The organism is Yersinia artesiana (assembly GCF_902726545.1).
GTDB classification, from domain to species: Bacteria; Pseudomonadota; Gammaproteobacteria; order Enterobacterales; family Enterobacteriaceae; genus Yersinia; species Yersinia artesiana.
Map to the genome: position 1 here is coordinate 12,149 of NZ_CACVAD010000013.1, position 23,017 is coordinate 35,165.

Below are 23,017 nucleotides of genomic sequence, written 5' to 3' on the forward strand. Positions count from 1 at the left end.
GTTATCAGAAAGCGTAGTTGAAGTTCACGCCATACAGCAGTGCGGTACCTTTAGAGTCGAACTCATAAGTTGTTCCGCCCAATGCTGTTGGTGTTTTTTCCGTGATATGCACGTTCTGGCCATGCATATAGGAAATACCCACGTCAACTGATGCATCTTTGTTAAATGCGTAGGTGGTACCCGCACTTATCCAGAAACGGTCTTGGTCTGGAATCGAAATAGTGCGGTTATCTGCTGGAACCGGGCTGTCATCGAAAGCAATACCAGTACGGAAGGTCCAGTTATCATCGTAATAATAGGTGGTACCCAGCGCGATACGGTAAGCATCGTGGAAGCCTTCTTGCTTCTCGAACAGCGTTTGACCATTAGTCCCGGTGGCTTTCAGCTCTTTGAACTGGCTCCAACTGGTGTAGGCCATGCTGTAGTGAATCGCCCATTGTGGTGCAACGCGGTTATAGCCGGATACTTCCCACACTTCTGGCAGGTTCAGAGTCAGGGCACCTGGAATCACTGCACCACCTGTGCCACTTGGTGGTGGTAACTGGCTGCTGAAATCACCATCAAAGTCTATTTTTACTTTGGAGCGATAGGTGAAGCTGTAGCGGTTCTCTTTATCGACTTCATACAGAACGCCCGCATTCCAACCATAGCCCCACTTGGTTCCTTCCATACGGGTGACTTCAGTGCTGGCTGGGATAACCCCTCGACCAGCTTCACCAATATGGCGTACAATTTTTGCATCGGCATAAACTGCATCAAAACCCAAACCAAAACTGAAGTTTTCATTCAAGCGATAAGCTGCGCTCAGATTAAGGTTTGCGGTTTTCAGGTCAGTTTGACCACCCAGAGAACCGGCAACATAATCATCATTAAATTCAGTGGCTAAACCGTAGTTTGAGGTACCGGAAGCACCAATTGCCCATTGCTCATTCAGCGGCATAATAAAGTGGATATTGGGGATCCACTCCGATGGCGCGATGTTTTTGGCACTGGTACTTCTGCCCGATAAGGGTGATGTACCACTGATATCAACGTTGGGATCGACATACACGACACCGCCGGAGAACGAAGGGCGGTCGAACAAGGTCATTGCGGCGGGGTTGCGGCTACCAACAGAGGCATTGTCAGCAACAGCGCCTTCACCAGAGAAAGAGCGGCCCAATGCAGCTGCTGAATATTCATTCAGCTGAAAACCGGCCGCAGAAACGTTTGAAGAAATTATTGCCACTGCAGCTGCCAGAGCTGATCGGGTAAACAGGTTTTTCTGGTTCATGACCAAAACCTCATTATTTTAATTAATGTTACATACCGTAACAAGAGAATGCGGGATTGTAGGGTCCGTTATCGGTCAGACAAAGCAGACCAGTGGCTGAAGTATAGGTCTGACCAGCGAGGGTGTTGCAAGTATGTTTTGACATTTGGTCTAATTTGATTGCAAAAAATAGACGCAGTTAACAAAAAACTCACAAATATGTAGCAACTATTACATTATTGATGCTTGAACAAGCAATTTGAGTGTGATTTCCGTCACTTAATAGGCCTATAAACAGTAAGTCCTAGTGCCAGATGACGGACGGTAGTAAAATAGCGTCAGAGAAAATATTTTTTGCACTATGTCTTATTTGTTTGCGCCAATTGTTATTTGCGCTATCTGATAGGCAATTTGCACCTATTTTGAAATGTCCGTTGAGGAGAATTGAAGATGTCAGATGCAACTGTTGGATCAACAAACAACCGCTGTAGCGCGGAAGAAACCGCAGCCTGCTGCTGTATAGATGTAGGCACTATCATGGACAATACCGATTGCACCGCGTCCTATAGCTGTGTATTCGATAATCGTGCAGAAGCTGAAGCGATGCTGAAAACACTAACTGAAAAAGCGCGTGCTGTTGAATCTGAGCCTTGCCTAATCGAGCATAAGCTGGAAGAAACTGACGGTGGCGTGCGTTTAACCGTTGATTTCACTTTTGCCTGCCAGGCTGAAACCATGATTTTTCAGTTAGGTCTGCGTTAATCCGCACTGACTCAGTTCAGCCGAATACCTAAAAACGCGGAGCTTCTGGCTTCGCGTTTGTTTTTGAATGATTTGTCTTTTTGATGCATCGTGTTTGATACATCATTTGTACATAAGTTATTAGCCTGTCAGTTCTTCTCACTCCCAATTTTTAGTCTGAAAAGTTGCTCCTGCTCTCACTTTCCTGTTCTATAGGTTTACCAAATGTAAATATTTGGTTAACAATAATTGGATCAGGTCAGACCTGTTATTTGTTATGCTTTAATCAAAGCCACTTTGACTTATCAGGAGCATTTATGAGTAAGCCATTACCGCTAGTGACGCGCCAGGGCGATCGCATTGCCATAGTCAGCGGCCTGCGCACCCCCTTTGCCAAGCAAGCAACTGCTTATCATGGCGTGCCGGCTGTAGATTTAGGCAAAATTGTGGTCAGTGAATTATTAGCCAGAAGTGGTATTGCTCCTGAATTGATTGATCAACTGGTATTCGGCCAAGTGGTACAGATGCCAGAAGCGCCCAATATTGCCCGTGAAATTGTATTGGGCACGGGCATGAGTGTGCATACCGATGCTTACAGTGTTTCGCGCGCATGTGCGACCAGTTTTCAGGCGGTGGCGAATGTGGCGGAAAGCATCATGGCTGGTTCCGTCACTGTAGCGATTGCCGGCGGCGCAGATTCCTCTTCGGTTTTACCTATTGGTGTCAGCAAAGCGCTGGCGCGGACGCTGGTTGATGTTAATAAAGCCCGAACCCTATCCCAACGATTGAAATTATTCAGCCGGTTAAAACTGCGTGATTTGCTGCCAGTAGCCCCCGCTGTTGCTGAGTATTCAACGGGTTTACGTATGGGGGATACAGCCGAGCAGATGGCAAAAACCTATGGAATTAGCCGCGAGGATCAGGATGCGCTAGCGCTACGCTCTCACCAAATGGCGGCACAGGCCTGGCAACAGGGGTTATTACACGATGAGGTGATGACGGCTTATATTCCACCGTTTAGTGATGCCATCACTGAAGATAATAATATCCGCAAAGATTCTACCATGGCGCAATATGCCAAATTACGTCCGGCCTTTGATCGCAAGCACGGCAGCGTCACTGCGGCGAACAGTACACCACTGACCGACGGGGCAGCCGCCGTCATGATGATGAGTGAATCAAAAGCGAAGGAATTGGGTCTCCAACCGTTAGGTTACTTGCGCAGCTTTGCCTTTTCGGCCATTGATGTCTGGCAAGACATGCTATTAGGCCCCTCTTACGCTACCCCTCTGGCGTTGGATCGTGCTGGAATTACTCTATCGGATTTAACCCTTATTGATATGCATGAAGCCTTTGCAGCACAAACACTGGCGAATCTGAAAATGTTTGCCAGTGATAGCTTCGCCCGCGAAAAACTGGGGCGCAGTCAGGCGATTGGTGAAGTTGATATGAGTAAATTCAACGTATTAGGTGGCTCCATTGCTTATGGTCACCCCTTTGCGGCGACAGGCGCGCGTATGATTACTCAAACATTACATGAATTACGTCGCCGTGGTGGTGGGCTAGGGTTAACAACCGCATGTGCTGCGGGTGGTTTGGGTGCAGCAATGATTTTGGAGGTGGAGTAATGAGTCAGGAAAATACCCTTAGCAACGGTAATGAAACGGCCCCAGTGGGCGTTGCCGCCTCAGCCCATTCTGTATTCACCCTCAATGTTCGGCCCGACAATATTGGTATCATTACTGTTGATGTTGTCGGTGATAAAGTGAACACCTTAAAAGCTGAATTCGCAGAACAAATTGCTGAAATACTGCAACAAGCACAGGCCTTGAGCCAATTGCAGGGCTTAGTGATTATTTCTGGCAAACCGGACTCTTTTATCGCTGGTGCTGATATCACCATGATTGCAGCTTGTCGCACTGCGCAAGATGCTCGCGTTCTGGCTCAAAAAGGCCAATCCATTCTGGCACAAATCGCGGCATTCCCTGTGCCGGTGGTCGCCGCTATCCATGGTGCTTGCCTCGGGGGTGGTCTGGAACTGGCGCTGGCATGTCATAGCCGAATTTGCTCACAGGATGATAAAACCGTGCTCGGCTTGCCAGAGGTGCAATTGGGGCTGCTGCCGGGTTCGGGTGGCACTCAGCGTTTGCCGCGCCTGGTGGGGGTCAGTAAGGCGCTGGATATGATATTAACGGGCAGGCAGGTTCGTGCGCGACAGGCACTTAAAATGGGGCTGGTGGACGATGTAGTGCCACAGGACATCTTGCTGGATGTGGCTATTCAGCGGGCAAAAGCTGGTTGGCTTGATAAGCCCGCCTTGCCGTGGCAGGAACGTTTACTCAGTGGCCCGCTAGGTAAGGCACTGTTATTTAATATCGTTCGTAAGAAAACGCAGGCAAAGACCCAAGGCCATTATCCTGCGGCAGAGCGTATTATTGATGTAGTACGTAAAGGGCTGGATCACGGTGGGCCTGCAGGTTATGAAGCCGAAGCTAAAGCTTTTGGTGAGCTGGCGATGACCCCTGAGTCAGCCGCATTACGCAGCTTGTTTTTTGCCACCACCTCGCTGAAAAAAGAGACCGGTGGCAAAGCGAAGCCTCGTGCGATCCATCGTGTCGGGGTCTTAGGGGGGGGCTTGATGGGCGGTGGTATTGCTAATGTCACTGCAACCCGTGCGGGTTTGCCGGTACGGATTAAAGATATCAATCCAACCGGAATTAATCAGGCGCTGAAATATACCTGGGATGCTTTAGGCAAGCGGGTGCGCAGTAAACGGATGCGCCCGGCTGAGCGGCAACGGCAGATGATGCTGATTTCCGGTAGCACCGATTATTGTGGTTTTGGTAATGTGGATATTGTGGTTGAAGCGGTATTTGAAGATTTATCTCTGAAACAGCAGATGGTGGCAGATATTGAGCATTTCGCAGCTCCTCACACTATTTTCGCCTCTAACACATCATCTCTGCCAATCAGCGACATCGCGGCACAGGCACAGCGGCCGGAGCAGGTTATCGGCCTGCATTACTTTAGTCCGGTGGATAAAATGCCGTTGGTGGAAGTTATTCCGCATGCAAAAACGAGCGAAGAAACCATTGCAACTACGGTTGCCTTAGCGCGCAAACAGGGCAAAACAGCGATTGTGGTCGCTGATCGTGCCGGGTTCTATGTAAACCGTATTTTGGCTCCGTATATCAATGAAGCAGCCCGCTGCCTATTAGACGGTGAACCTATCGATTCAGTTGATAAAGCGCTGGTCGATTTTGGCTTCCCGGTTGGCCCGATAACCTTGCTGGATGAAGTGGGAATTGATGTGGGAACCAAAATAATGCCTATTTTGGTGGAGAAATTAGGGGCACGTTTTGCCGCACCGCCTTCTTTTGATGTCATCTTGAAGGATGGGCGGAAAGGGCGTAAAAATAGTCGCGGTTTCTACCTTTATCCCGCTAAAAGTAGCGGTTTTAAGTGGAAAAGAAGCCCCGGCAAGCAAGTGGATACCAGCGTGTATACCTTACTGGGTGTCACACCGAGGGCGCATCTTGAATCTGCCGTAATAGGACAGCGCTGCACGATGATGATGCTGAATGAAGCCGCGCGCTGTCTGGATGAATCCATCATTCGTAATCCGCGCGATGGGGATATTGGTGCAGTGTTCGGGATTGGTTTCCCTCCGTTCCTGGGCGGGCCTTTCCGCTATATGGACAGGCTGGGCGCAGATAAAGTGGTAAAAACACTGAATTTACTTGCCCAGCAATATGGCGAGCGTTTTGAGCCTTGCTCATTATTGGTAACGATGGCTGAGCAGCAAAAAAGGTTTTATCCATCTGAAAACAGTATGGATGAAGGGGCCATTACCGCACATAATTAAGAGTGTGAACAAGATCACCACCTGCAATTCTAACGGATAAGGTAGCTATACATCGGGGGCTACCCGCGCTACCTTAAATTAGAATCACGTAAAGTGACTATTCATGCCAAAATGAATGAATTGTCACTTATTGCATAGGTGATAGAGTTTGGATTAAGCTGTTGATATGGTTACTCTGTAACCAATCAAGGTTGGCTGTCGGTGTTACTGGTGTAAAAACAGCCATTTTCTTTACCTTAAGTTTCAGGCAAAATGCCCGGCCGCCATAGAGAGACGGCGCGTTATCGTTATGAAGTTTCTTTGCTCTCAAGCAAAGGTTTCGGCGGTACAGCACGCAAAGCGTTTCTGTATAGCGTTATTTTGTTAACAAAAACGGTGCAATATGCAAGTTTTCATTATGCGTCACGGCGACGCGGCTCTTGACGCAGCCAGTGATGCGCAAAGGCCTCTGACTCTGTGTGGTCAAGATGAATCACGTCAGATCGCGAGCTGGTTAAACGACCAGTCCGTTGATGTTGATAGGGTATTAGTTAGCCCTTATTTACGCGCAGGGCAGACATTGGCAGTGGTGCGTGAAGTGCTGACACTTCCGGCTGAACAGGAAGTGATGCCAGAATTAACGCCGGGTGGGGATGCTGCTTTTGTTAGTTGCTATTTACAAGCATTGGCAAAAGAAGACTGTGCTGCGGTGCTAGTCATTTCACACTTGCCACTGGTCGGCTATTTAGTCGCTGAACTTTGTCCGGGGCAATGCCCGCCGATGTTTGCGACGTCGGCCATCGCTTGTGTTGATTTGGATGATGAGACGGGCAAAGGGACTTTTGACTGGCAGGTTAGCCCGACACAGCTTTTAGCTAAAGCCTGTCACGGCTAAGTATCATTTGAGCCAATGATCAATGGGCGCGGCGTCACTGTCGCGCTCTTGTTATTTCTACTCTTTGTAACGGGTAGATTGTATGTATACAGCGTTAGCAAAAATGCATCCCACCAGCCAATTCGGCTACTGTTCTAATTCAATCAACACCAATAATGCAGCTGTGCCACCCCATTCTTTCGGGGCCTGATGAAATGCCAGCACATCTGGATGTTGCGCCAGCCATAGCGGTGTTTGTTGCTTCAGAACATGCTTGCCATGCCCATGCATCACACAGGCACAATGTACATGTTCGCGTTTGCAAGCCGCAATTAATGCTCCCAACTCCTGCTTGGCTTGTTTCTGCGTTAATCCGTGTAAATCCAAAAACATATCGGGTGAGTAATCGCCGCGTCGCAGTTTTTTCACTTCAAAATGATCAACACCGGGCCGCACATAGCGTGTGGGGCCTTCGGTATCCAACTGCGGTTGGAATTCGTCGGAAAAATAATAACTGGCATCCACTTGTTCTTGCAGCAACCGCTCCGGTGCAATTTTTTTACCCAGTTTGGGTGGCGAGCGATGGACTATCGTGTCTTGTTTTAGCTTCTTTGCTCCGGCTATCGACTCTTTAAATAGCTGTAATTCATCTGTTGTCAGGTGATATTTATTTTTCATTATCTGTTCATCGTACTTATGCAATTCCCCCAGTTTACCTGTTGAGATTCATCTGTCTAAATAAATGTAACGGTAGGATTGATGGCTTTAATGTCTATTTCATTATTTGGTTATCATTCAACTGATGTATTGCTGCTGATTTGTGGCGGGCTTCATGGCAAACTAGGGGCATAGATAGATAATGATTTTAAGCCCCAGTTGGAGAATACCTTGGACAAGATTTTCGTCGATGAAGCAGTAAATGAGCTGCACACCATTCAGGATATGTTGCGTTGGGCCGTCAGCCGTTTTAACGCGGCCAATATTTTTTATGGTCACGGTACTGATAATCCGTGGGACGAAGCGGTGCAATTGGTTTTTCCAAGCCTGTTTTTACCGATAGATATTCCAGAAGATATGCGCAGTGCGCGTCTGACATCCAGCGAGCGCCATCGTATTGTTGAGCGAGTTATTCGCCGGGTAAATGAGCGCATTCCTGTTGCTTACCTGACTAATAAAGCTTGGTTCTGTGGCATGGAATATTACGTTGATGAGCGTGTATTGGTACCACGTTCACCGATTGGTGAGCTGATTAATAACAATTTTTCTGGGCTGATTCGCCAGCAACCTAAGCATATTTTGGATATGTGCACTGGCAGCGGCTGTATTGCTATTGCTTGTGCTTACGCTTTCCCGGAAGCGGAAGTGGATGCTGTCGATATCTCCAATGACGTGTTAGCGGTGACTGAGCACAATATTCAGCAGCACGGCATGGAGCATCAGGTCACGCCGATTCGCTCTGACTTGTTCCGCGATTTACCGCCTATCAAATATGACTTGATTGTCACCAACCCGCCGTATGTTGATGCTGAAGATATGGCTGATTTGCCACAGGAGTTCCGCTTCGAGCCTGAACTGGGTCTGGCTGCGGGCAGCGATGGTTTGAAACTGGCCCGTCGCATTCTGGCTTGTGCGCCAGACTTTTTACAAGATGATGGCGTGCTGATTTGTGAAGTGGGCAACAGTATGGTGCATTTGATGGATGAATATCCAGATGTGCCGTTCACTTGGCTGGAGTTTGACAATGGCGGTGACGGCGTCTTTATGCTGACCAAACAGCAACTAATTGATTGTGCGTCACATTTCAGCATGTATCGCGATTAATCATTAACTTTTAAACCTGTCAGGGTGACAAGAATTGCCCTGACAAAGTGCTTATTCGAGAATTCAAGGAGCCGTGATGGCTGGGAACAGTATAGGGCAGTTTTTCCGCGTCACCACTTTTGGTGAATCTCACGGCATCGCCTTGGGATGTATTATCGACGGTGTTCCACCGGGCATTCCTATCACCGAGGCTGATATTCAGTTGGATCTCGACCGACGTCGGCCAGGTACCTCGCGCTACACCACTCAACGCCGAGAACCGGATCAAGTGCGCATTCTGTCTGGCGTATTTGAGGGGGTCACCACCGGTACCAGTATCGGCTTGATGATTGAAAATACCGACCAACGTTCGCAAGATTACAGCGCAATTAAAGATGTGTTCCGCCCAGGCCATGCCGACTACACCTATGAGCAGAAATACGGGGTGCGTGATTATCGTGGCGGTGGCCGCTCTTCTGCCCGTGAAACGGCGATGCGTGTTGCTGCCGGTGCTATTGCGAAAAAATATCTGGCGCAGAAATTTGGCGTGCAGGTGCGCGGTTATTTGGCACAAATCGGTGATATCAGTTGTGACGTGGTTGACTGGGATCAAGTTGAACAAAATCCTTTCTTCTGCCCGGATGCCAGCAAATTGGAATCACTGGATGCCCTGATGCGCGAGCTGAAAAAGGCCGGTGACTCTATTGGTGCCAAAATTACCGTGGTGGCTGAACATGTGCCTGTTGGTTTGGGTGAGCCCGTATTTGATCGTTTAGATGCTGATTTAGCCCATGCGCTGATGAGTATCAATGCGGTGAAAGGGGTGGAAATTGGTGATGGTTTTGCGGTAGTGACCAAACGTGGTAGCGAAAACCGCGATGAAATTACGCCACAAGGTTTCCAAAGTAACCATGCTGGCGGCATCTTAGGTGGCATCAGCAGCGGGCAGCCAGTGGTGGCACATATCGCGTTGAAACCCACTTCCAGTATTACGGTTCCGGGGCAAACTATTAACCGGCAGGGCGAAGCGGTGGAGATGATTACTCGTGGTCGTCATGACCCTTGCGTCGGCATCCGCGCCGTGCCGATTGCCGAAGCGATGATGGCTATTGTGTTAATGGATCACCTACTGCGCCAGCGTGCACAGTGTGGCGATGTGGTTTCAGACGTTCCGCGCTGGTAAGCACAATGAAAAAATGGATAGCGGGCTTATTGGTATTGATTGCCATCAGCCCGGTTATGGCAGCGACGCCATGGCAACAGATTACTCACCCGGTAGCAGGATCGCCGCAGGCAATTGGTGGTTTTGCCAATGGCTGCGTTATCGGCGCGTTGCCGTTGCCACTTGAGTCAGCCGATTATCAAGTGATGCGCCCGGATCAGCGTCGCTATTTTGGTCATCCGGATCTGCTGAACTTTATCCATCGCCTGAGTGATAAAGCCCAGAAAAATCAACTTGGTACCGTGTTGATTGGTGATATGGCGATGCCTGCCGGTGGGCGTTTTAGCAGCGGTCATGCCAGCCATCAATCTGGCCTGGATGTGGATATTTGGCTGCAACTGCCGAAGCAGCGTTGGAGCCAGCAGCAATTATTAAAACCACAACCCATTGATTTGGTTGCCACTGATGGTAAACGCGTGGTGCCAGCACTGTGGCAGCCGCAAGTTGAAAGCCTGATTAAACTGGCAGCCAATGATAATGAAGTGACACGTATTTTCGTCAATCCGGCGATTAAAAAGCAGCTTTGTTTAGATGCCGGTGCGGATCGCACCTGGCTGCATAAGGTGCGCCCGTGGTTTGGGCATCGCGCCCATATGCATGTGCGTTTGCGTTGCCCGGCCGATAGTCTGGAATGTCTGGATCAAGATACGCCACCACCGGGTGATGGCTGTGGTGCAGAATTGGAAAGTTGGTTCCAGCCTCATCAACCAAGTGCTAAACCGGGTAAAACCTTACCACCACCATTGCCACCGTCCTGTCAGGCTTTGTTGGATAACCATTTTGCTGCGGAATAAATCATGGATTGGTTTACCTTGGGCCCTGCGGTTTTAGGGATATTATTTTTAGTCGCTTTATTAGCCGGATTTATTGATTCCATTGCCGGTGGCGGCGGGTTACTAACCGTTCCGGCACTACTGGCGGTGGGGTTACCTCCGGCGCAGGTGTTGGCGACCAACAAGCTGCAATCTGTTGGCGGTTCATTCTCCGCTAGCCTTTATTTTATCCGCCGTGGAGCGGTTAATCTGAAAGAACAACGGCTTACCATTGCTCTCACTGTGGTGGGATCAATTCTGGGCGCTATTTTAGTTCAGCATATGCGGGCCGATATTCTGCGGCAAATTTTGCCACTGTTGGTAATAGGTATTGGGGTCTATTTTCTGGTGACACCCAAGCTCGGTGAGGTTGATCAACAACGCCGCCTGTCGGCAGTGCCATTTGCCCTAATCGCTGGCGGTGGTGTGGGTTTTTATGATGGTTTCTTTGGCCCCGGAGCCGGTTCTTTCTATGCCCTGGCCTTTGTGACCTTGTGTGGCTTTAATCTGGCGAAATCCACCGCTCACGCCAAGGTGCTCAATTTCACTTCCAATCTGGGTAGCCTGATTTTCTTTATTGTCGGCGGCAAAGTGGTGTGGAGTATCGGCTTGGTGATGCTGGTGGGGCAAGTCCTGGGCGCACGCCTGGGGGCACACATGGTATTGACCAAGGGGCAGAAATTGATTCGCCCAATGATTGTCGTGGTGTCATTCGTCATGAGCTGCAAGCTACTGTATGACAGCCACGGTGCCGAGATGGCCACCTGGCTAGGATTACACGTTTTCGCCTAATTTAATTCATATTTTATACTCTAAATAATTCGAGTTGCAGGAAGGCGGCAATTGAGTAAATCCCGATGAGCTTACTCAGGTAAGTGATTCGGGTGACAAATCTGCCGGGAGCAGATTTGAACGCTGCTTGCAGCGGCCTCGTAGAGGCGAGGCCCATGGACGGGCCGAGTAACGAAAGCAGCCAACGCACATGCAGCTTGAAGTATGACGAGTATGGTGTTTTTACGGACCCAAGCATGACTCATGATTATCAACAATTAATCGATATTTTTAATCGCTGTTTTAGTGATGAATATAATACCCAATTGGTAAAAGGCGATGATGAACCCATCTATCTGCCCGCCGATGAACAGTTTTCTTATCATCGGGTGATTTTCGCCCATGGTTATTACGCTAGCGGTATGCACGAAATCTCCCATTGGTGTATTGCCGGGGAAGAGCGCCGCAAATTAGTCGATTTTGGCTATTGGTACTGCCCCGATGGGCGCGATGCATTAACACAAAGTCAGTTTGAAGCAGTCGAAATCAAGCCACAGGCACTGGAATGGATGTTTTGCGTAGCAGCCGGCTTCCCGTTCAATGTCAGTTGCGACAATCTGGAAGGTGATTGCGAGCCAGACCGCATCACATTTCAACGAAAAGTGCGCGAACAGGTATTGTGGCATCTGGAAAACGGAATATCCCCACGACCTGCGGGCTTTATTCAGGCGCTACAATCGTTTTACAATACGCCGCTGCTGTCAGCAGAACTTTTCCCTTACCCGGAAGATTTAGCTTAGTTTTCTGTCTGACTGAAAATCCATTATTTTTGGATATAAAAATGAATATATTGAGGAAACAATGATCGCAGAGTTTGAAACGCACATCCTGGCGCAGATTGATGACATGGTAGAGCACGCCAGTGATGATGATTTATTTGCTGGCGGTTACCTGCGCGGTCATTTGACATTGGCTGTGGCTGAATCTGAAGCCTTTGGTGAGCACACCGCTGAGCAACTACACGCTCGGGTGCAAACCAGCCTGGATAAAGCCATTAAAGCCGGTGAGCTTTCCCCACCGGATCAGGTTTTGGTACTGGGGTTGTGGGATCGTTTATTAGAAAACGCCCAGTTGCCACACTAAATATTTTACTTAATAGCCCTCAACTCAGGCAGCAAATAAGCTAGCCAGGACGGGGAAATGTGCCGAATGGGTCGTAACGGCGTAAGCCGTCGGAGCGCCCATCGGTGCAGTCACCCCGTCAGTCTTTGGACATGCAGCAACTTCAATAATACTTATCCAGAGACAGTTGAAGTACGCTGTTGTACCGGCCTGCCTTTCAGTAATTTTCGGATCCAGAATCGATTAGGATTCAGTGCCGCTAGCGTGGTTGCATCTAATGGCTGCGGTTCGCCAAACATTTGTGCGGCCAGAATCTCTGCCACCAATGGTGCGCTGCACAAACCGCGTGACCCCAAAGCACCCACCATAAATAGCTCTGGCCACACCGGCGCGAGGGGAATGTTTTCGCCATGCTGAATTTTACGCGGCAAATCCTGGTATTGCGCCAGTGTGGCACTGTAATCCGGTACTGCGCCCACCATCGGCAAATGGTCACGAATAGCGCAACGCACGCCACAGCGCGCCTCATTATCACTGATATCTACCTGTTGCGGCCAACTGACATTCGGCAGGCAACGTAACAGGCGATCTCGATTTTCTTGCTGTTCGTCGACACGAAAATCAGTCGTAACATCACCGCGCTGATAACTGGCACCAATACAGTGGTGTTGATTGGCGGGGTTCACTGGTGTCAGGTAACCGTCATAGCACAACACTTGCCGCAACTGGCTGAGTACCGGCGTGGTGGGAATGTGTGAAACTTGTCCGCGCACAGCCGACAGCGGCAGATGCCGTGTTTGCTCCCATTCGGGTAAGCGGTGGCCGGTGGCCAGTACCACAGTGGCATGTTGTCTGTGTTCCCGCTGCTTAAATATGAGCTGCCATAGCCCGTCAATCCGCTCAAGCTGATGCAGTTCATGCTCATAGTTGCAGGTCATACCATTTTGTTGCGCCAGCGCCATGAGTGCTGTGGTGAGGTCTGATGGACACAGCCAACCGCCGGCGGGGTAGTGGATACCATCGTGAGCGCAATCTAACCCAGCCAGCGCACTAAGTTGCTCGCGACTCATTGCTGCGGCCAGTGATGCCGGCCAATCGGTTTGCAGCATTTTATCAATCTTGCCACGGCTTTTAGCATCAAAGGCCAACTGGCTGACACCGCACCACTGATGATCAAAGCGGATACCTTGCTCAAGTAATTGAGAATATTGGCGGCGGGCAAAGGTAAAAGCACTGGTGAAAAATATTTCCAGTGCATCATTTTTGCCATTAAGCAGCGGGTAGAGTGCGCCTTGCCGGTTACCTGAGGCACCTTGGGCGGGTTGTGCGTCGGCACAATAAAGTGTCACTTTGGCGCCACGGCGCAGCAACGCTAGTGCAGTTAAGGCGCTGACAATTCCTCCGCCGATAATGGCAATATCATCACAGCGGGTGGCCGATGGCCGGTGATACCAAGGTTCAGATTGGGTATTAAGGCGTTGTGGCAGTGTGCCGGTCAGCATCTCACGTTTCTGCCCAAACCCTTTTATTTTAGCGACATCAAACCCTGCCTGTTGCAAGCCACGGCGCACAAATCCGGCCGCCGTAAATGTGGCGAATGTGCCGCCGGGCCTGGCCATCCGTGCCATGGCATTAAACAGCGCGTCATTCCACATATCAGGGTTTTTAGCCGGTGCAAAACCATCAAGGAACCACGCGTCCACTTGATTATTCAAGCTGGAATCCAACTGGGGCAACAGGGTATTCACATCACCAAACCACAAGTCCAGCGTGATAGCCCCCTCAGCCAGTAAAATGCGGTGGCATCCGGCCAGCGGCAACGGCCACTGGGCGCGCAGTTGCTCGGCAAAAGAAGCCAGTTCTGGCCAGCGCTGATGGGCGGCGGCTAAATCAGCGATCTGAAGTGGGTATTTTTCGAAACTAATATAGTGCAAACGTTGCAGTTTAGCCGCAGGATAATGCTGGCGAAATTGAGCGAAGTCACGCCATAATGTCAGGAAATTCAAGCCAGTACCAAAACCTGTTTCGGCAAAAATACAGTTATCACGCGGGTGCTGTGCAAAGCGATCGGGAAAGCCATTTCCCTTGAGAAAAACGTAATGAGTCTCTTCTAATCCATCTTCATTAGAAAAATAGATGTCATCAAACTGTTCCGATACAGGTGTACCCTGTTCATTCCAGCTTAATGTTGCCGTTTGGATTGGGGGGTGGCTCACGTTGAAAGACTCATATCTCAAGGGGTAGGGCGATTCTAACTATGTGACACGCCACGTGCAAATCGTAAAATTATCTGAGTATATTACGCTGATCGGACTTGTTCGGCGTACAACTGTACGCTAAAGTGCGTTGCAAAATCCCGAATGCAAAATAAGTGGAAGAGGTATTGAATGAAGCGTGCAGTCATTACTGGCTTGGGTATTGTATCCAGCATTGGTAATAACCAGCAGGAAGTTCTGGCATCTTTACAGGAAGGCCGCTCTGGCATTACTTTCTCTCAGGAATTTAAAGACGCAGGCATGCGCAGCCATGTGTGGGGAGACGTAAAGCTCTCACCTGAGACTATTACAGAAAATATCGACCGTAAAGTGCTGCGCTTTATGAGCGACGCCTCTGTTTATGCTTATCTTTCCATGAAACAGGCCATTGAAGATTCTGGTCTGACGGAAGAACAAGTCTCTAATTTCCGCAGTGGGCTGGTTGTCGGCTCTGGTGGCGGCTCACCACGTAACCAGGTTGCCGGTTCTGATGGCATGCGCGCGAAAGGTTTGCGTGGCGTAGGCCCTTATATGGTGACTAAAGCCATGGCATCCGGTGTTTCCGCGTGTCTGGCAACACCCTTTAAAATCAAAGGCGTAAACTATTCTATCAGTTCCGCTTGTGCGACCTCAGCCCACTGTATTGGCCATGCGTTGGAACTGATCCAACTGGGCAAACAAGATGTGGTGTTTGCCGGTGGCGGTGAAGAACTGTGCTGGGAAATGTCCTGCGAGTTCGACGCTATGGGCGCATTGTCTACTAAATACAATGAAACTCCGGCGAAAGCATCCCGTACCTATGATAAAGACCGTGATGGCTTCGTCATTGCTGGCGGCGGCGGTATGGTTGTTGTTGAAGAGTTGGAACATGCTCTGGCGCGTGGTGCACATATCTATGCTGAGATAGTGGGTTATGGCGCAACGTCAGATGGCGCGGATATGGTGGCCCCATCGGGTGAAGGCGCAGTACGTTGCATGAAGATGGCAATGGAAGGCGTTGATACACCCATTGACTACATGAACGTACACGGCACTTCTACTCCGGTGGGTGATGTAAAAGAGTTGGGTGCAATCCGCGAAGTGTTTGGTAATAACACGCCGGCTATCTCCTCAACCAAAGCCATGTCCGGTCACTCTTTGGGTGCCGCTGGTGTGCACGAAGCTATCTATAGCTTATTGATGGTTGAACACGGCTTTATTGCCCCAAGTATCAATATTGAAAATCTGGATGAGCAGGCTGCGGGGATGAATATCGTCACTGAGCCAACCAAACGTGAGCTGAACACTGTAATGTCTAACAGCTTCGGTTTCGGTGGCACCAATGCTACCCTGGTTATGCGTAAATACCAGAAATAAGATCAATCGCAGATATTTCTGCTACATGATCGTTAATAATTAGGCCTGCGAGCGATCGCAGGCTTTTTTATTCGCTATAAAATAAACACCGCTTCCCAAATAATCTCATTACCACGTAAATATATTTTTTTGTTAAATCTGCTATTTTTTCTAAAAGAAGGCTGGCGGATCACACGTTATTCATAAAAATATCTTATACTAAAAATCCTATACAGATAACATTGTAAAAAGTAGGTGATTGAATACTAAAGTATTAAGGTAAATCTTATCTGTTTTTAATGCATTTATATTCTTTTAAAGTCAAATTTAGAGTTAAAAAACCCTTGCCTGCTCAAAAACCTTAATTCACAATATTAGAACAATAATTAAACAAATTTAGTTGTGCCTTTTAATTTACCAACACAGCAGGGTAGTTAAATGAACCATAATCAAAGTGATCAGAAACTTAAGATTGCCGATTTAAACGAGCGCGTTGTTCATGAAATTCTCGAAGTGATAAGTGATGGTATCTGGGACTGGAATGCCAACAATGGATTTGTTTACCGTAATTCTGGCTGGTATGAAATGCTGGGATATCCGGCCCATGCTTTTGAGAATACAGTACATACCTGGGAGAAAATTATCCATCCAGATGATTTTGAAAGGGTTATGTTTCAGTTTGATGCGTATATAAATCAACAAGCTGAAAGATATCAGATTGAATACCGCTGCCGAACCCATGATGGTGACTATATCTGGATTGAGGATCGCGGCAAGGTGATTGAGCGTAATTCTGATGGCACAGTATCCAGAATGATAGGTGCTCACCGGAATATCCATGACAGAAAAAATCGTCTTGAAAAATTGGAATTAAAAAATAAAACCCTGGAAGCATTAGTCGAAGAACGAACTACTGAGTTACGTGAAAGTAATTTTCAGCTTCAACAGCAATTAGATATTAAAAAAATTCTTTCAGAAACGGATGTATTAACCTCTGCTGCAAATCGTTATTTGTTAGAGAAAGTTCTCAAGCATGAATATAATCGCGCTAAGCGTTTTTGCCAGCCGCTATCATTACTTTCATTGGATTTAGATAATTTTAAATCTATTAATGACAAATACGGCCATTTGGTGGGCGACTTAACCTTGACACATATTGTTGATGTTATTAGGAATAACATTAGAGAGATTGACGTTTTAGGCCGTTGGGGTGGCGATGAATTTATGATTGTCTTGCCTAATACGCAATTAACTGAGGCCAAAAGCATCGCTGAGAAAATCAGAAAACTGGTTGAGATCATGCCGGTGGATGGCAATATTCATGTCACAATGAGTCTGGGCGTGGTTGAGTTGGAACAAAACGAATCGCAGGAGCAATTGCTCATTCGCGCAGATAAAATGCTCTATTATTCAAAGGCAGCAGGCAAGAATATTATTAGTGGTTGATATCCTTGGCCCGCGATGCCGTTGGTTTTAGGTATTATTATTGCTGAAGTGCATATTGAGCCGCAGCTTTAGCATGTATCGCCGTGGTATCAAACACCGGCACAGTGGCATCTTGTGCATTAACCAATAGGGTAATTTCAGTACAACCAAAGATAATCCCTTGTGCGCCTTGCTCCTCTAAATGGCCGATGATACGGCGATACTCCTGACGTGACGTTTCACTGATAATGCCAAGACATAGCTCTTCATAAATAATGCGATTGATGATTTCGCGGTCTGCATTGTTTGGCGTAATCACGTCAATATGGTGTTTTTCAGTTAAACGGCCACGGTAGAAATCTTGCTCCATGGTATAGCGGGTGCCGAGTAAACCGATCTTATTGATCCCTTGTTGCTTTATTTGCACAGCAGTAGCGTCGGCAATATGTAATAAAGGTAATCCACTGGCGGTTTCAATATCATCTGCCACTTTGTGCATGGTGTTGGTGCATACCACTATAACCTCGGCCCCGGCACGTTTTAAGGACAGCGCGGCATCGGATAGCACCTGGCCCGCAGTCTGCCAATCACCGTTGGCCTGTAACTGCTCAATTTCATGGAAATCCACACTGAAGAGAATGATCTTGGCGCTGTGTAATCCGCCTAATTGTTCTTTCACCTGTTGATTGATCATCCGGTAATAGGGAATAGTTGATTCCCAACTCATACCGCCAATAAGGCCCAAAACCTTCATCATTATTATTCCTATCCGTTGTCTATGGCAGGCGAAAGTCCGACTCCACATAAATACCAAGATAACGGCAGATATACTGTAAGACAATATGAGGTAATGATGACGAGATGGGATTTTTATTAATTATATAATTATCAATGCAGTGTTGCCTCAGGATAACCGCCGTAGCGGCTATCCTGAATAGGGACTAGAACCAGGCTTCCCACATCGCTCCGACGTTGAAAGAGTCAAGACGTGTATCTTCGGTGTCGGTCGTGGTGGCAGTATGTTTGTTATCGACTTCACCACCGGTGACATAGAAGCGCAGCATTGGTCTGAAGTCTGCGCCCATTGCGATAGAAATATTCTGAGAAAGAGTCAGTTTCCAGCCTTTGTTATCGCCGCCGGTGTCATAATCTACCCGCTGATAACCAGCTTCAAGCCAGGTCGAATGGACGTCATTCCAGAAATGCATCGGGCGAATAATGACACCATAGTTACGACGATTATCCTCACTATGGTTGCTTCTATCATAATCATGGAATGCGGCGAGGTAGGTCACAGAAGTTTGTGGTGTGAACTTATAGGTACCCTCAACACTGGTATAAATGGTACGAAGGTCAGCGGTTTTGTTATAAACGCTGTTGTCGGAATTATCTGAATAACGGGTGACCCATTTATTTTCGATATTTTCGCCGGTATGGCTAAGCACCACGGCGGTCTGCCAGGCTTTTAGTTTTTCCTCACTCTCAATTGCCTTAGAGTCAAAACCATAGTTGGTATACAGCTCAAAATTGATTGGCCCCAACTTCACACCATGCAGTTTTGATGTTAGCGCATAATGGCCGTTATCGCCGGTTCCTGAACCACCGGTACAGGTAATGCGCGATGGATTTGATTGGTCTGCGACAACTTCAGGATTACAGGATTGCACCGCACCAACAGCCGCGGCATCAAGTTGAACAACACCGAGATCCAGATTTTTTATCCCGGCACCTTGTCCATCGTGAGTCATCCAGAAGTAGTCGTTAATACCTTGTTGTGGGCGCTGATGGAAATCGCGTCCGGCCCACAAATAGGCATTTGGCTGAGATTCAAATAAGTTAGTCACCCCGGCGTACGCTTTTTTCAGGTTAACTTCGTCACCCCAATGGTCAAGCATGACCACCACATCCCATATAGCGCCATTGTCGCCTTTAAAGGCTTTAGAAAGTTGGAATTCCCCACCGTTGCCTTCATTACCCAAACGACCAATCGCTGAAGAGCCATTATAGGAGCCATCAACACCCACGTATTTTTGGTCACCCGCCTGGAACTGTGCACCATAACGCGCATAAGCATTGAATTTTAGGCCGTAAGGGATAGCCATATCCGGGCTTGGCGGAATAGAGGCTTTCTCTACGATATCTACACTTGGTTTTTGAATAGTCGCGGTTTCTATTTTTTCCTTACGTTCTGCCAGTGCTTTTTCTACTGCGTCGGCCACTATTTTATTAAGTTGTTCAGTGGTAATCGTGGTAACTGCTTCTTTTGCCAGTACAGAAATAGGGCAAAGCGCGGCGATAACCGCCATTGCTAATGGAAGTTGTTTATATATTTTCATCGCTATCTCAATTTAGTATTTTATTATAGTAGGCGATATTATCCCGCCCGAATTTAACAGGATAATAGTGCTATCACCAAAGTAAGGTATCTAATTTCATTAGAATAAGTTTTATTTAAATTTTAGGCGTAATAGTCTCTCCGTATTAAATGGATAATATATTTAAAACTTAACGCTGATAAAGATGAATAATTTCTTCTGATAATTCACGAGCCAATAAAGAAGTCATTAAATGGTCTTGTGCGTGCACCATAATAAGCGTCATCGGCTGTCTGGCCTCTCCTGCATCTTGTTCAATCAGCTTGGTTTGCATATGGTGCGCCTGACGGGCAAAGCCATCAGCTTCCTGTAGCAAACTTTTGGCTTTATCAATGTCGCCTTTGCGTGCAGCTTGTAATGCTTCAAAGCACAGGCTACGTGATTGCCCAGCATTAACAATAATTTCCATCACTGCTTCTTCTAATTCAATCATGATATATTCCTAAATTAATCAAAACCATTATTTGCTGCGGTAGCCGTAAACCATTCCCCGCTTTTTTTAATTGTTCGTTTCTGGCTGGATAAATCTAATTGAATAAAGCCATAACGGTTTTTATAACCATTGCACCAGGACCAGTTATCGATAAATGTCCACATATGGTAGCCAAGGCAATTACAACCTTCACTGATTCCTTTATGTAGCCATTTCAAATGGTCGGAAATAAAGTCTATGCGATACTGATCGTTAATTTTTCCGTCTTGGATAAATCGCTCTTCATTTTCGACCCCCATACCATTTTCAGAAATAAAGCAGCGAGGGTTACCATAATTAAGCCGTAAATTGGTCAAAATATCGTAAATTCCGGGTTCATAAATCTCCCAGCCACGGTAAGGGTTCATTTTACGGCCGGGCATTTCGTAGGCATCAAACAGCCATTCCGGCATAAAAGGTGCTTGTGGATTTACCGCACTGTCACGGCATTTTACGCGCCGTGGTTGATAGTAATTAATACCCAGCAGATCGATTCTGCTCTCAGCAATTAGGGCTTTATCCCCTTGCAGGCGTACTGGCATCTGGTCGTAATCACACAGTAAATCAATGAGTTCCTGCGGATACTCACCGAGCAAAGCTGGATCAAGGAAGCTGCGGTTAAACAAGAGATCTGCATATTCAGCCGCTTTCAGATCAGCAGGGTTCTGCGAGCGTGGGTATGAAGGGGTCAGGTTCAGCACGATACCGATTTCCCCCTCATATGAACCAGCGCGATAAGCTTTAACTGCTGTCGCATGTGCCAGCACCGTGTGATATGCCACGGTTGCCGCACGTCTGAAATCCACCACATTGGGATAATGGAAGTCATATAGATAGCCACCTTCAACAGGAACAATTGGCTCATTGAAGGTAAACCAATGCTTAACCCGGTCGCCGAACAGTTCAAAACACACTTCGGCGTAGTGCTTCCAGGCATCAATCACTTCACGGTTTTCCCAACCGCCAATTTCTTGCATCGCCATCGGCATATCAAAGTGGAACAGGGTAATAAAGGGCGTAATACCTTGGGCCAGAAGTTCGTCTATCACATTGTTATAAAAAGTCACTGCCTCAGGATTCACTTCCCCAACGCCATTGGGGATTAACCGCGCCCAACTCAATGATGTGCGAAAGCTGTTGTGATTCAGTTGCTTAAGTAAAGCAATATCCTGTTTCCAATGGCGATAGAATGTAGAGGTATCATTCGGGCCAATCTGTTGGTGAAAGCGCGATGGTTGGCTGGCGTACCAGGCATCCCAAGTTGTGGGGCTTTTGCCTCCGCGCAAGCTTTCTCCTTCAGTTTGCAGTGCAGAACTGGCACTGCCCCACCAGAAGTTATCTGGAAATTGGTATTTCATTAATCTGCTCTCTTTATCAGTTGCTGCGAACGGTATCTGAAAGTGATGGTGCGTTGCCTGAGACTTTTTCCCCTTCAGTTTTGACTAGTGAGCGCTCATAAGCACGCAGGAATGGCAGATAGATCAGGGCAGAAACCATCATACATATCAAACACATCACGACAGGGCTAAAGGCCCAGTTTGCCGCCCAGGATGCACCAATCGGAGCCGGTGTTGTCCATGGCGTCAGGGAAACCACTTGAGCCAGCCACCCCAGTTTGGTTGCAGTGTAGGCCAGCACGGCGTTGATCATGGGTACGCAAATGAAAGGTATGAACATTATTGGGTTCATAATGATGGGAGCACCGAACAAAATAGGCTCATTTATATTGAAGAAGCTTGGTACTACGCCCAACTTGCCAATGGTACGTAAATGAGTGACTTTGCTGCGTAACAGCAGAAAAGCCAGTGGCAATGTGGAACCTACGCCACCAATCAGTAAGTAGTGATCCCAAAAACCTTGCAGATAGATATGCGGTAAGGTTGCGCCGACGGCCAATGCGGCCTGGTTTGCCGCCAGATTGGTCATCCAGAATGGGCTCATGATGCCGGTAACAATCAGTGAACCGTGAATACCGGAGAACCAGAAAATCTGGCACAACAATACTGACAGTAACATTGCTGGCAATGAATCTGATGCAGAAACTAATGGAGCCAGTAAATGCATGATCGCTTCTGGGATGATCATGCCAGTCTGCGATTCAATGAATAGATTGAGTGGATGCAGGGTGGCAATAATGACCAGAACCGGGATCAGGATTTCAAAAGAGCGCGCAACACCGGTTGGCACCTCTTTCGGCAAGCGAATAGTAATATTGTGTTGCTTCAACGCGGCATAAACGCGGGTGGAATAAATTGCGGTAATCAGTGCTGTGAAGATCCCTTGACCAGACAGGTACTGAGTCGAGATTTTGCCGTCGGCGAAAGGCGCGGCGACTAACAAAAAGGCCATAAATGCCAGTAAGCCTGTCATGACCGGATCGAGATTAAACTGTCGACCCAGACTGGCACCTACTCCCACCGAAATGAAAAATGTCATGACCCCCATACTCAGATTGAATGGCAGCATGAGCTGTGCACGGTAGGTCTGAGAAAAGTCCAGCCACGCCCGCGCGAATCCTATTGTGGTATCGGCAGAAAAGGGAGGGAAAATAAACACCAGCATAAATGAGCCGATGATCATGAAAGGCAGTGCTGCGGTAAAGCCATCACGGATAGCAATAACATATTTTTGCTGTCCAAGACGTCCGGCTAACGGAGTGATGGATTGTTCAATAACAGCAACCATCGATTGGTAGAGAGAACTCATATGAACACCTT

At 47.8% G+C, this 23,017-nt stretch carries 20 protein-coding genes; 12 read left to right on the forward strand and 8 right to left on the reverse strand.

The features are described 5' to 3' along the window. Nucleotides 1-4: 4 nt before the first annotated feature. On the reverse strand, nucleotides 5-1,273 hold the full coding sequence (gene fadL, locus HU019_RS05985; protein ID WP_174849992.1) for a long-chain fatty acid transporter FadL: 1,269 nt from the start codon (nucleotides 1,271-1,273) through the stop codon (nucleotides 5-7). A 429-nt stretch (nucleotides 1,274-1,702) separates the two neighbouring features. Between fadL and HU019_RS05990 the strand changes: the two genes are divergently transcribed. From HU019_RS05990 to sixA, 4 genes are all read left to right on the forward strand, one after another. Then, nucleotides 1,703-2,014, forward strand: coding sequence for a YfcZ/YiiS family protein (locus HU019_RS05990; RefSeq protein ID WP_019081964.1), 312 nt, complete (start codon nucleotides 1,703-1,705; stop codon nucleotides 2,012-2,014). 296 nt (nucleotides 2,015-2,310) lie between these two features. After that, nucleotides 2,311-3,621 (forward strand): acetyl-CoA C-acyltransferase FadI, encoded by a 1,311-nt coding sequence (gene fadI / locus HU019_RS05995; protein WP_174849993.1) that lies wholly within the window; start codon nucleotides 2,311-2,313, stop codon nucleotides 3,619-3,621. Beyond that, nucleotides 3,621-5,858: a fatty acid oxidation complex subunit alpha FadJ gene (gene fadJ, locus HU019_RS06000; RefSeq protein ID WP_174849994.1), complete on the forward strand. Its 2,238-nt coding sequence runs from the start codon at nucleotides 3,621-3,623 to the stop codon at nucleotides 5,856-5,858. The genes fadI and fadJ overlap by 1 nt, the downstream gene beginning before the upstream one ends. Before the next feature lie 382 nt (nucleotides 5,859-6,240). Next, on the forward strand, nucleotides 6,241-6,732 hold the full coding sequence (gene sixA / locus HU019_RS06005; protein ID WP_005158598.1) for a phosphohistidine phosphatase SixA: 492 nt from the start codon (nucleotides 6,241-6,243) through the stop codon (nucleotides 6,730-6,732). Nucleotides 6,733-6,858: 126 nt separating this feature from the next. Here sixA and smrB read toward each other — a convergent pair whose 3' ends face one another. Further along, nucleotides 6,859-7,389 carry an endonuclease SmrB gene (gene smrB / locus HU019_RS06010; RefSeq protein ID WP_019081967.1) on the reverse strand — a complete coding sequence of 177 codons (531 nt, stop codon included), beginning with the start codon at nucleotides 7,387-7,389 and terminating at the stop codon, nucleotides 6,859-6,861. Nucleotides 7,390-7,599: 210 nt separating this feature from the next. Here smrB and prmB point away from each other — a divergent pair, with 210 nt between their 5' ends. The 6 genes from prmB to HU019_RS06040 all read left to right on the forward strand — a co-directional run bounded on the left by prmB (nucleotide 7,600) and on the right by HU019_RS06040 (nucleotide 12,459). Beyond that, nucleotides 7,600-8,532: a 50S ribosomal protein L3 N(5)-glutamine methyltransferase gene (prmB, locus tag HU019_RS06015; RefSeq protein ID WP_019081969.1), complete on the forward strand. Its 933-nt coding sequence runs from the start codon at nucleotides 7,600-7,602 to the stop codon at nucleotides 8,530-8,532. Between the two features lie 76 nt (nucleotides 8,533-8,608). Further along, complete coding sequence (gene aroC / locus HU019_RS06020) at nucleotides 8,609-9,694, forward strand: chorismate synthase (protein ID WP_005158591.1); 1,086 nt, start codon at nucleotides 8,609-8,611, stop codon at nucleotides 9,692-9,694. 5 nt (nucleotides 9,695-9,699) lie between these two features. After that, a complete protein-coding gene (gene mepA / locus HU019_RS06025) occupies nucleotides 9,700-10,527 on the forward strand; it encodes a penicillin-insensitive murein endopeptidase (protein WP_174849995.1) in 828 nt (275 codons plus the stop codon). Nucleotides 10,528-10,530: 3 nt separating this feature from the next. After that, nucleotides 10,531-11,337: a sulfite exporter TauE/SafE family protein gene (locus HU019_RS06030; protein WP_174849996.1), complete on the forward strand. Its 807-nt coding sequence runs from the start codon at nucleotides 10,531-10,533 to the stop codon at nucleotides 11,335-11,337. Nucleotides 11,338-11,573: 236 nt separating this feature from the next. After that, nucleotides 11,574-12,116 (forward strand): elongation factor P hydroxylase, encoded by a 543-nt coding sequence (locus tag HU019_RS06035; RefSeq protein ID WP_174847129.1) that lies wholly within the window; start codon nucleotides 11,574-11,576, stop codon nucleotides 12,114-12,116. 61 nt (nucleotides 12,117-12,177) lie between these two features. Then, the gene (locus HU019_RS06040) at nucleotides 12,178-12,459 is read left to right on the forward strand and encodes a YfcL family protein (RefSeq protein ID WP_174846899.1); all 282 of its coding nucleotides are present in this window, start codon (nucleotides 12,178-12,180) and stop codon (nucleotides 12,457-12,459) included. 152 nt (nucleotides 12,460-12,611) lie between these two features. Here HU019_RS06040 and mnmC read toward each other — a convergent pair whose 3' ends face one another. Further along, complete coding sequence (gene mnmC / locus HU019_RS06045) at nucleotides 12,612-14,654, reverse strand: bifunctional tRNA (5-methylaminomethyl-2-thiouridine)(34)-methyltransferase MnmC2/FAD-dependent 5-carboxymethylaminomethyl-2-thiouridine(34) oxidoreductase MnmC1 (RefSeq protein ID WP_174846900.1); 2,043 nt, start codon at nucleotides 14,652-14,654, stop codon at nucleotides 12,612-12,614. Nucleotides 14,655-14,825: 171 nt separating this feature from the next. Between mnmC and fabB the strand changes: the two genes are divergently transcribed. Further along, nucleotides 14,826-16,049 carry a beta-ketoacyl-ACP synthase I gene (gene fabB / locus HU019_RS06050; RefSeq protein WP_174846901.1) on the forward strand — a complete coding sequence of 408 codons (1,224 nt, stop codon included), beginning with the start codon at nucleotides 14,826-14,828 and terminating at the stop codon, nucleotides 16,047-16,049. A gap of 417 nt (nucleotides 16,050-16,466) precedes the next feature. After that, entirely contained in the window at nucleotides 16,467-17,474 is a 1,008-nt protein-coding gene (locus HU019_RS06055; protein ID WP_174846902.1) for a sensor domain-containing diguanylate cyclase, read from the forward strand. A gap of 37 nt (nucleotides 17,475-17,511) precedes the next feature. Here HU019_RS06055 and HU019_RS06060 read toward each other — a convergent pair whose 3' ends face one another. The 5 genes from HU019_RS06060 to HU019_RS06080 form a co-directional block, all read right to left on the reverse strand. Then, on the reverse strand, nucleotides 17,512-18,207 hold the full coding sequence (locus tag HU019_RS06060) for an aspartate/glutamate racemase family protein (RefSeq protein ID WP_174847130.1): 696 nt from the start codon (nucleotides 18,205-18,207) through the stop codon (nucleotides 17,512-17,514). Nucleotides 18,208-18,394: 187 nt separating this feature from the next. Next, on the reverse strand, nucleotides 18,395-19,789 hold the full coding sequence (locus tag HU019_RS06065) for a carbohydrate porin (protein ID WP_174846903.1): 1,395 nt from the start codon (nucleotides 19,787-19,789) through the stop codon (nucleotides 18,395-18,397). Between the two features lie 169 nt (nucleotides 19,790-19,958). After that, on the reverse strand, nucleotides 19,959-20,261 hold the full coding sequence (locus tag HU019_RS06070; protein WP_005171894.1) for a PTS lactose/cellobiose transporter subunit IIA: 303 nt from the start codon (nucleotides 20,259-20,261) through the stop codon (nucleotides 19,959-19,961). Between the two features lie 14 nt (nucleotides 20,262-20,275). Continuing rightward, complete coding sequence (locus HU019_RS06075; RefSeq protein WP_174846904.1) at nucleotides 20,276-21,658, reverse strand: glycoside hydrolase family 1 protein; 1,383 nt, start codon at nucleotides 21,656-21,658, stop codon at nucleotides 20,276-20,278. A 16-nt stretch (nucleotides 21,659-21,674) separates the two neighbouring features. Continuing rightward, nucleotides 21,675-23,006: a PTS cellobiose transporter subunit IIC gene (locus HU019_RS06080; RefSeq protein ID WP_005171888.1), complete on the reverse strand. Its 1,332-nt coding sequence runs from the start codon at nucleotides 23,004-23,006 to the stop codon at nucleotides 21,675-21,677. Nucleotides 23,007-23,017: the final 11 nt, after the last annotated feature.

Bases quoted from the DNA above. Each gene is read 5' to 3' on its own strand.
- fadL (WP_174849992.1), bottom strand. From the start codon at position 1,273: ATGAACCAGAAAAACCTGTTTACCCGATCAGCTCTGGCAGCTGCAGTG.
- HU019_RS05990 (WP_019081964.1), top strand. From the start codon at position 1,703: ATGTCAGATGCAACTGTTGGATCAACAAACAACCGCTGTAGCGCGGAA.
- fadI (WP_174849993.1), top strand. From the start codon at position 2,311: ATGAGTAAGCCATTACCGCTAGTGACGCGCCAGGGCGATCGCATTGCC.
- fadJ (WP_174849994.1), top strand. From the start codon at position 3,621: ATGAGTCAGGAAAATACCCTTAGCAACGGTAATGAAACGGCCCCAGTG.
- sixA (WP_005158598.1), top strand. From the start codon at position 6,241: ATGCAAGTTTTCATTATGCGTCACGGCGACGCGGCTCTTGACGCAGCC.
- smrB (WP_019081967.1), bottom strand. From the start codon at position 7,389: ATGAAAAATAAATATCACCTGACAACAGATGAATTACAGCTATTTAAA.
- aroC (WP_005158591.1), top strand. From the start codon at position 8,609: ATGGCTGGGAACAGTATAGGGCAGTTTTTCCGCGTCACCACTTTTGGT.
- mepA (WP_174849995.1), top strand. From the start codon at position 9,700: ATGAAAAAATGGATAGCGGGCTTATTGGTATTGATTGCCATCAGCCCG.
- HU019_RS06030 (WP_174849996.1), top strand. From the start codon at position 10,531: ATGGATTGGTTTACCTTGGGCCCTGCGGTTTTAGGGATATTATTTTTA.
- HU019_RS06035 (WP_174847129.1), top strand. From the start codon at position 11,574: ATGACTCATGATTATCAACAATTAATCGATATTTTTAATCGCTGTTTT.
- HU019_RS06040 (WP_174846899.1), top strand. From the start codon at position 12,178: ATGATCGCAGAGTTTGAAACGCACATCCTGGCGCAGATTGATGACATG.
- fabB (WP_174846901.1), top strand. From the start codon at position 14,826: ATGAAGCGTGCAGTCATTACTGGCTTGGGTATTGTATCCAGCATTGGT.
- HU019_RS06055 (WP_174846902.1), top strand. From the start codon at position 16,467: ATGAACCATAATCAAAGTGATCAGAAACTTAAGATTGCCGATTTAAAC.
- HU019_RS06060 (WP_174847130.1), bottom strand. From the start codon at position 18,207: ATGAAGGTTTTGGGCCTTATTGGCGGTATGAGTTGGGAATCAACTATT.
- HU019_RS06065 (WP_174846903.1), bottom strand. From the start codon at position 19,789: ATGAAAATATATAAACAACTTCCATTAGCAATGGCGGTTATCGCCGCG.
- HU019_RS06070 (WP_005171894.1), bottom strand. From the start codon at position 20,261: ATGATTGAATTAGAAGAAGCAGTGATGGAAATTATTGTTAATGCTGGG.
- HU019_RS06075 (WP_174846904.1), bottom strand. From the start codon at position 21,658: ATGAAATACCAATTTCCAGATAACTTCTGGTGGGGCAGTGCCAGTTCT.
- HU019_RS06080 (WP_005171888.1), bottom strand. From the start codon at position 23,006: ATGAGTTCTCTCTACCAATCGATGGTTGCTGTTATTGAACAATCCATC.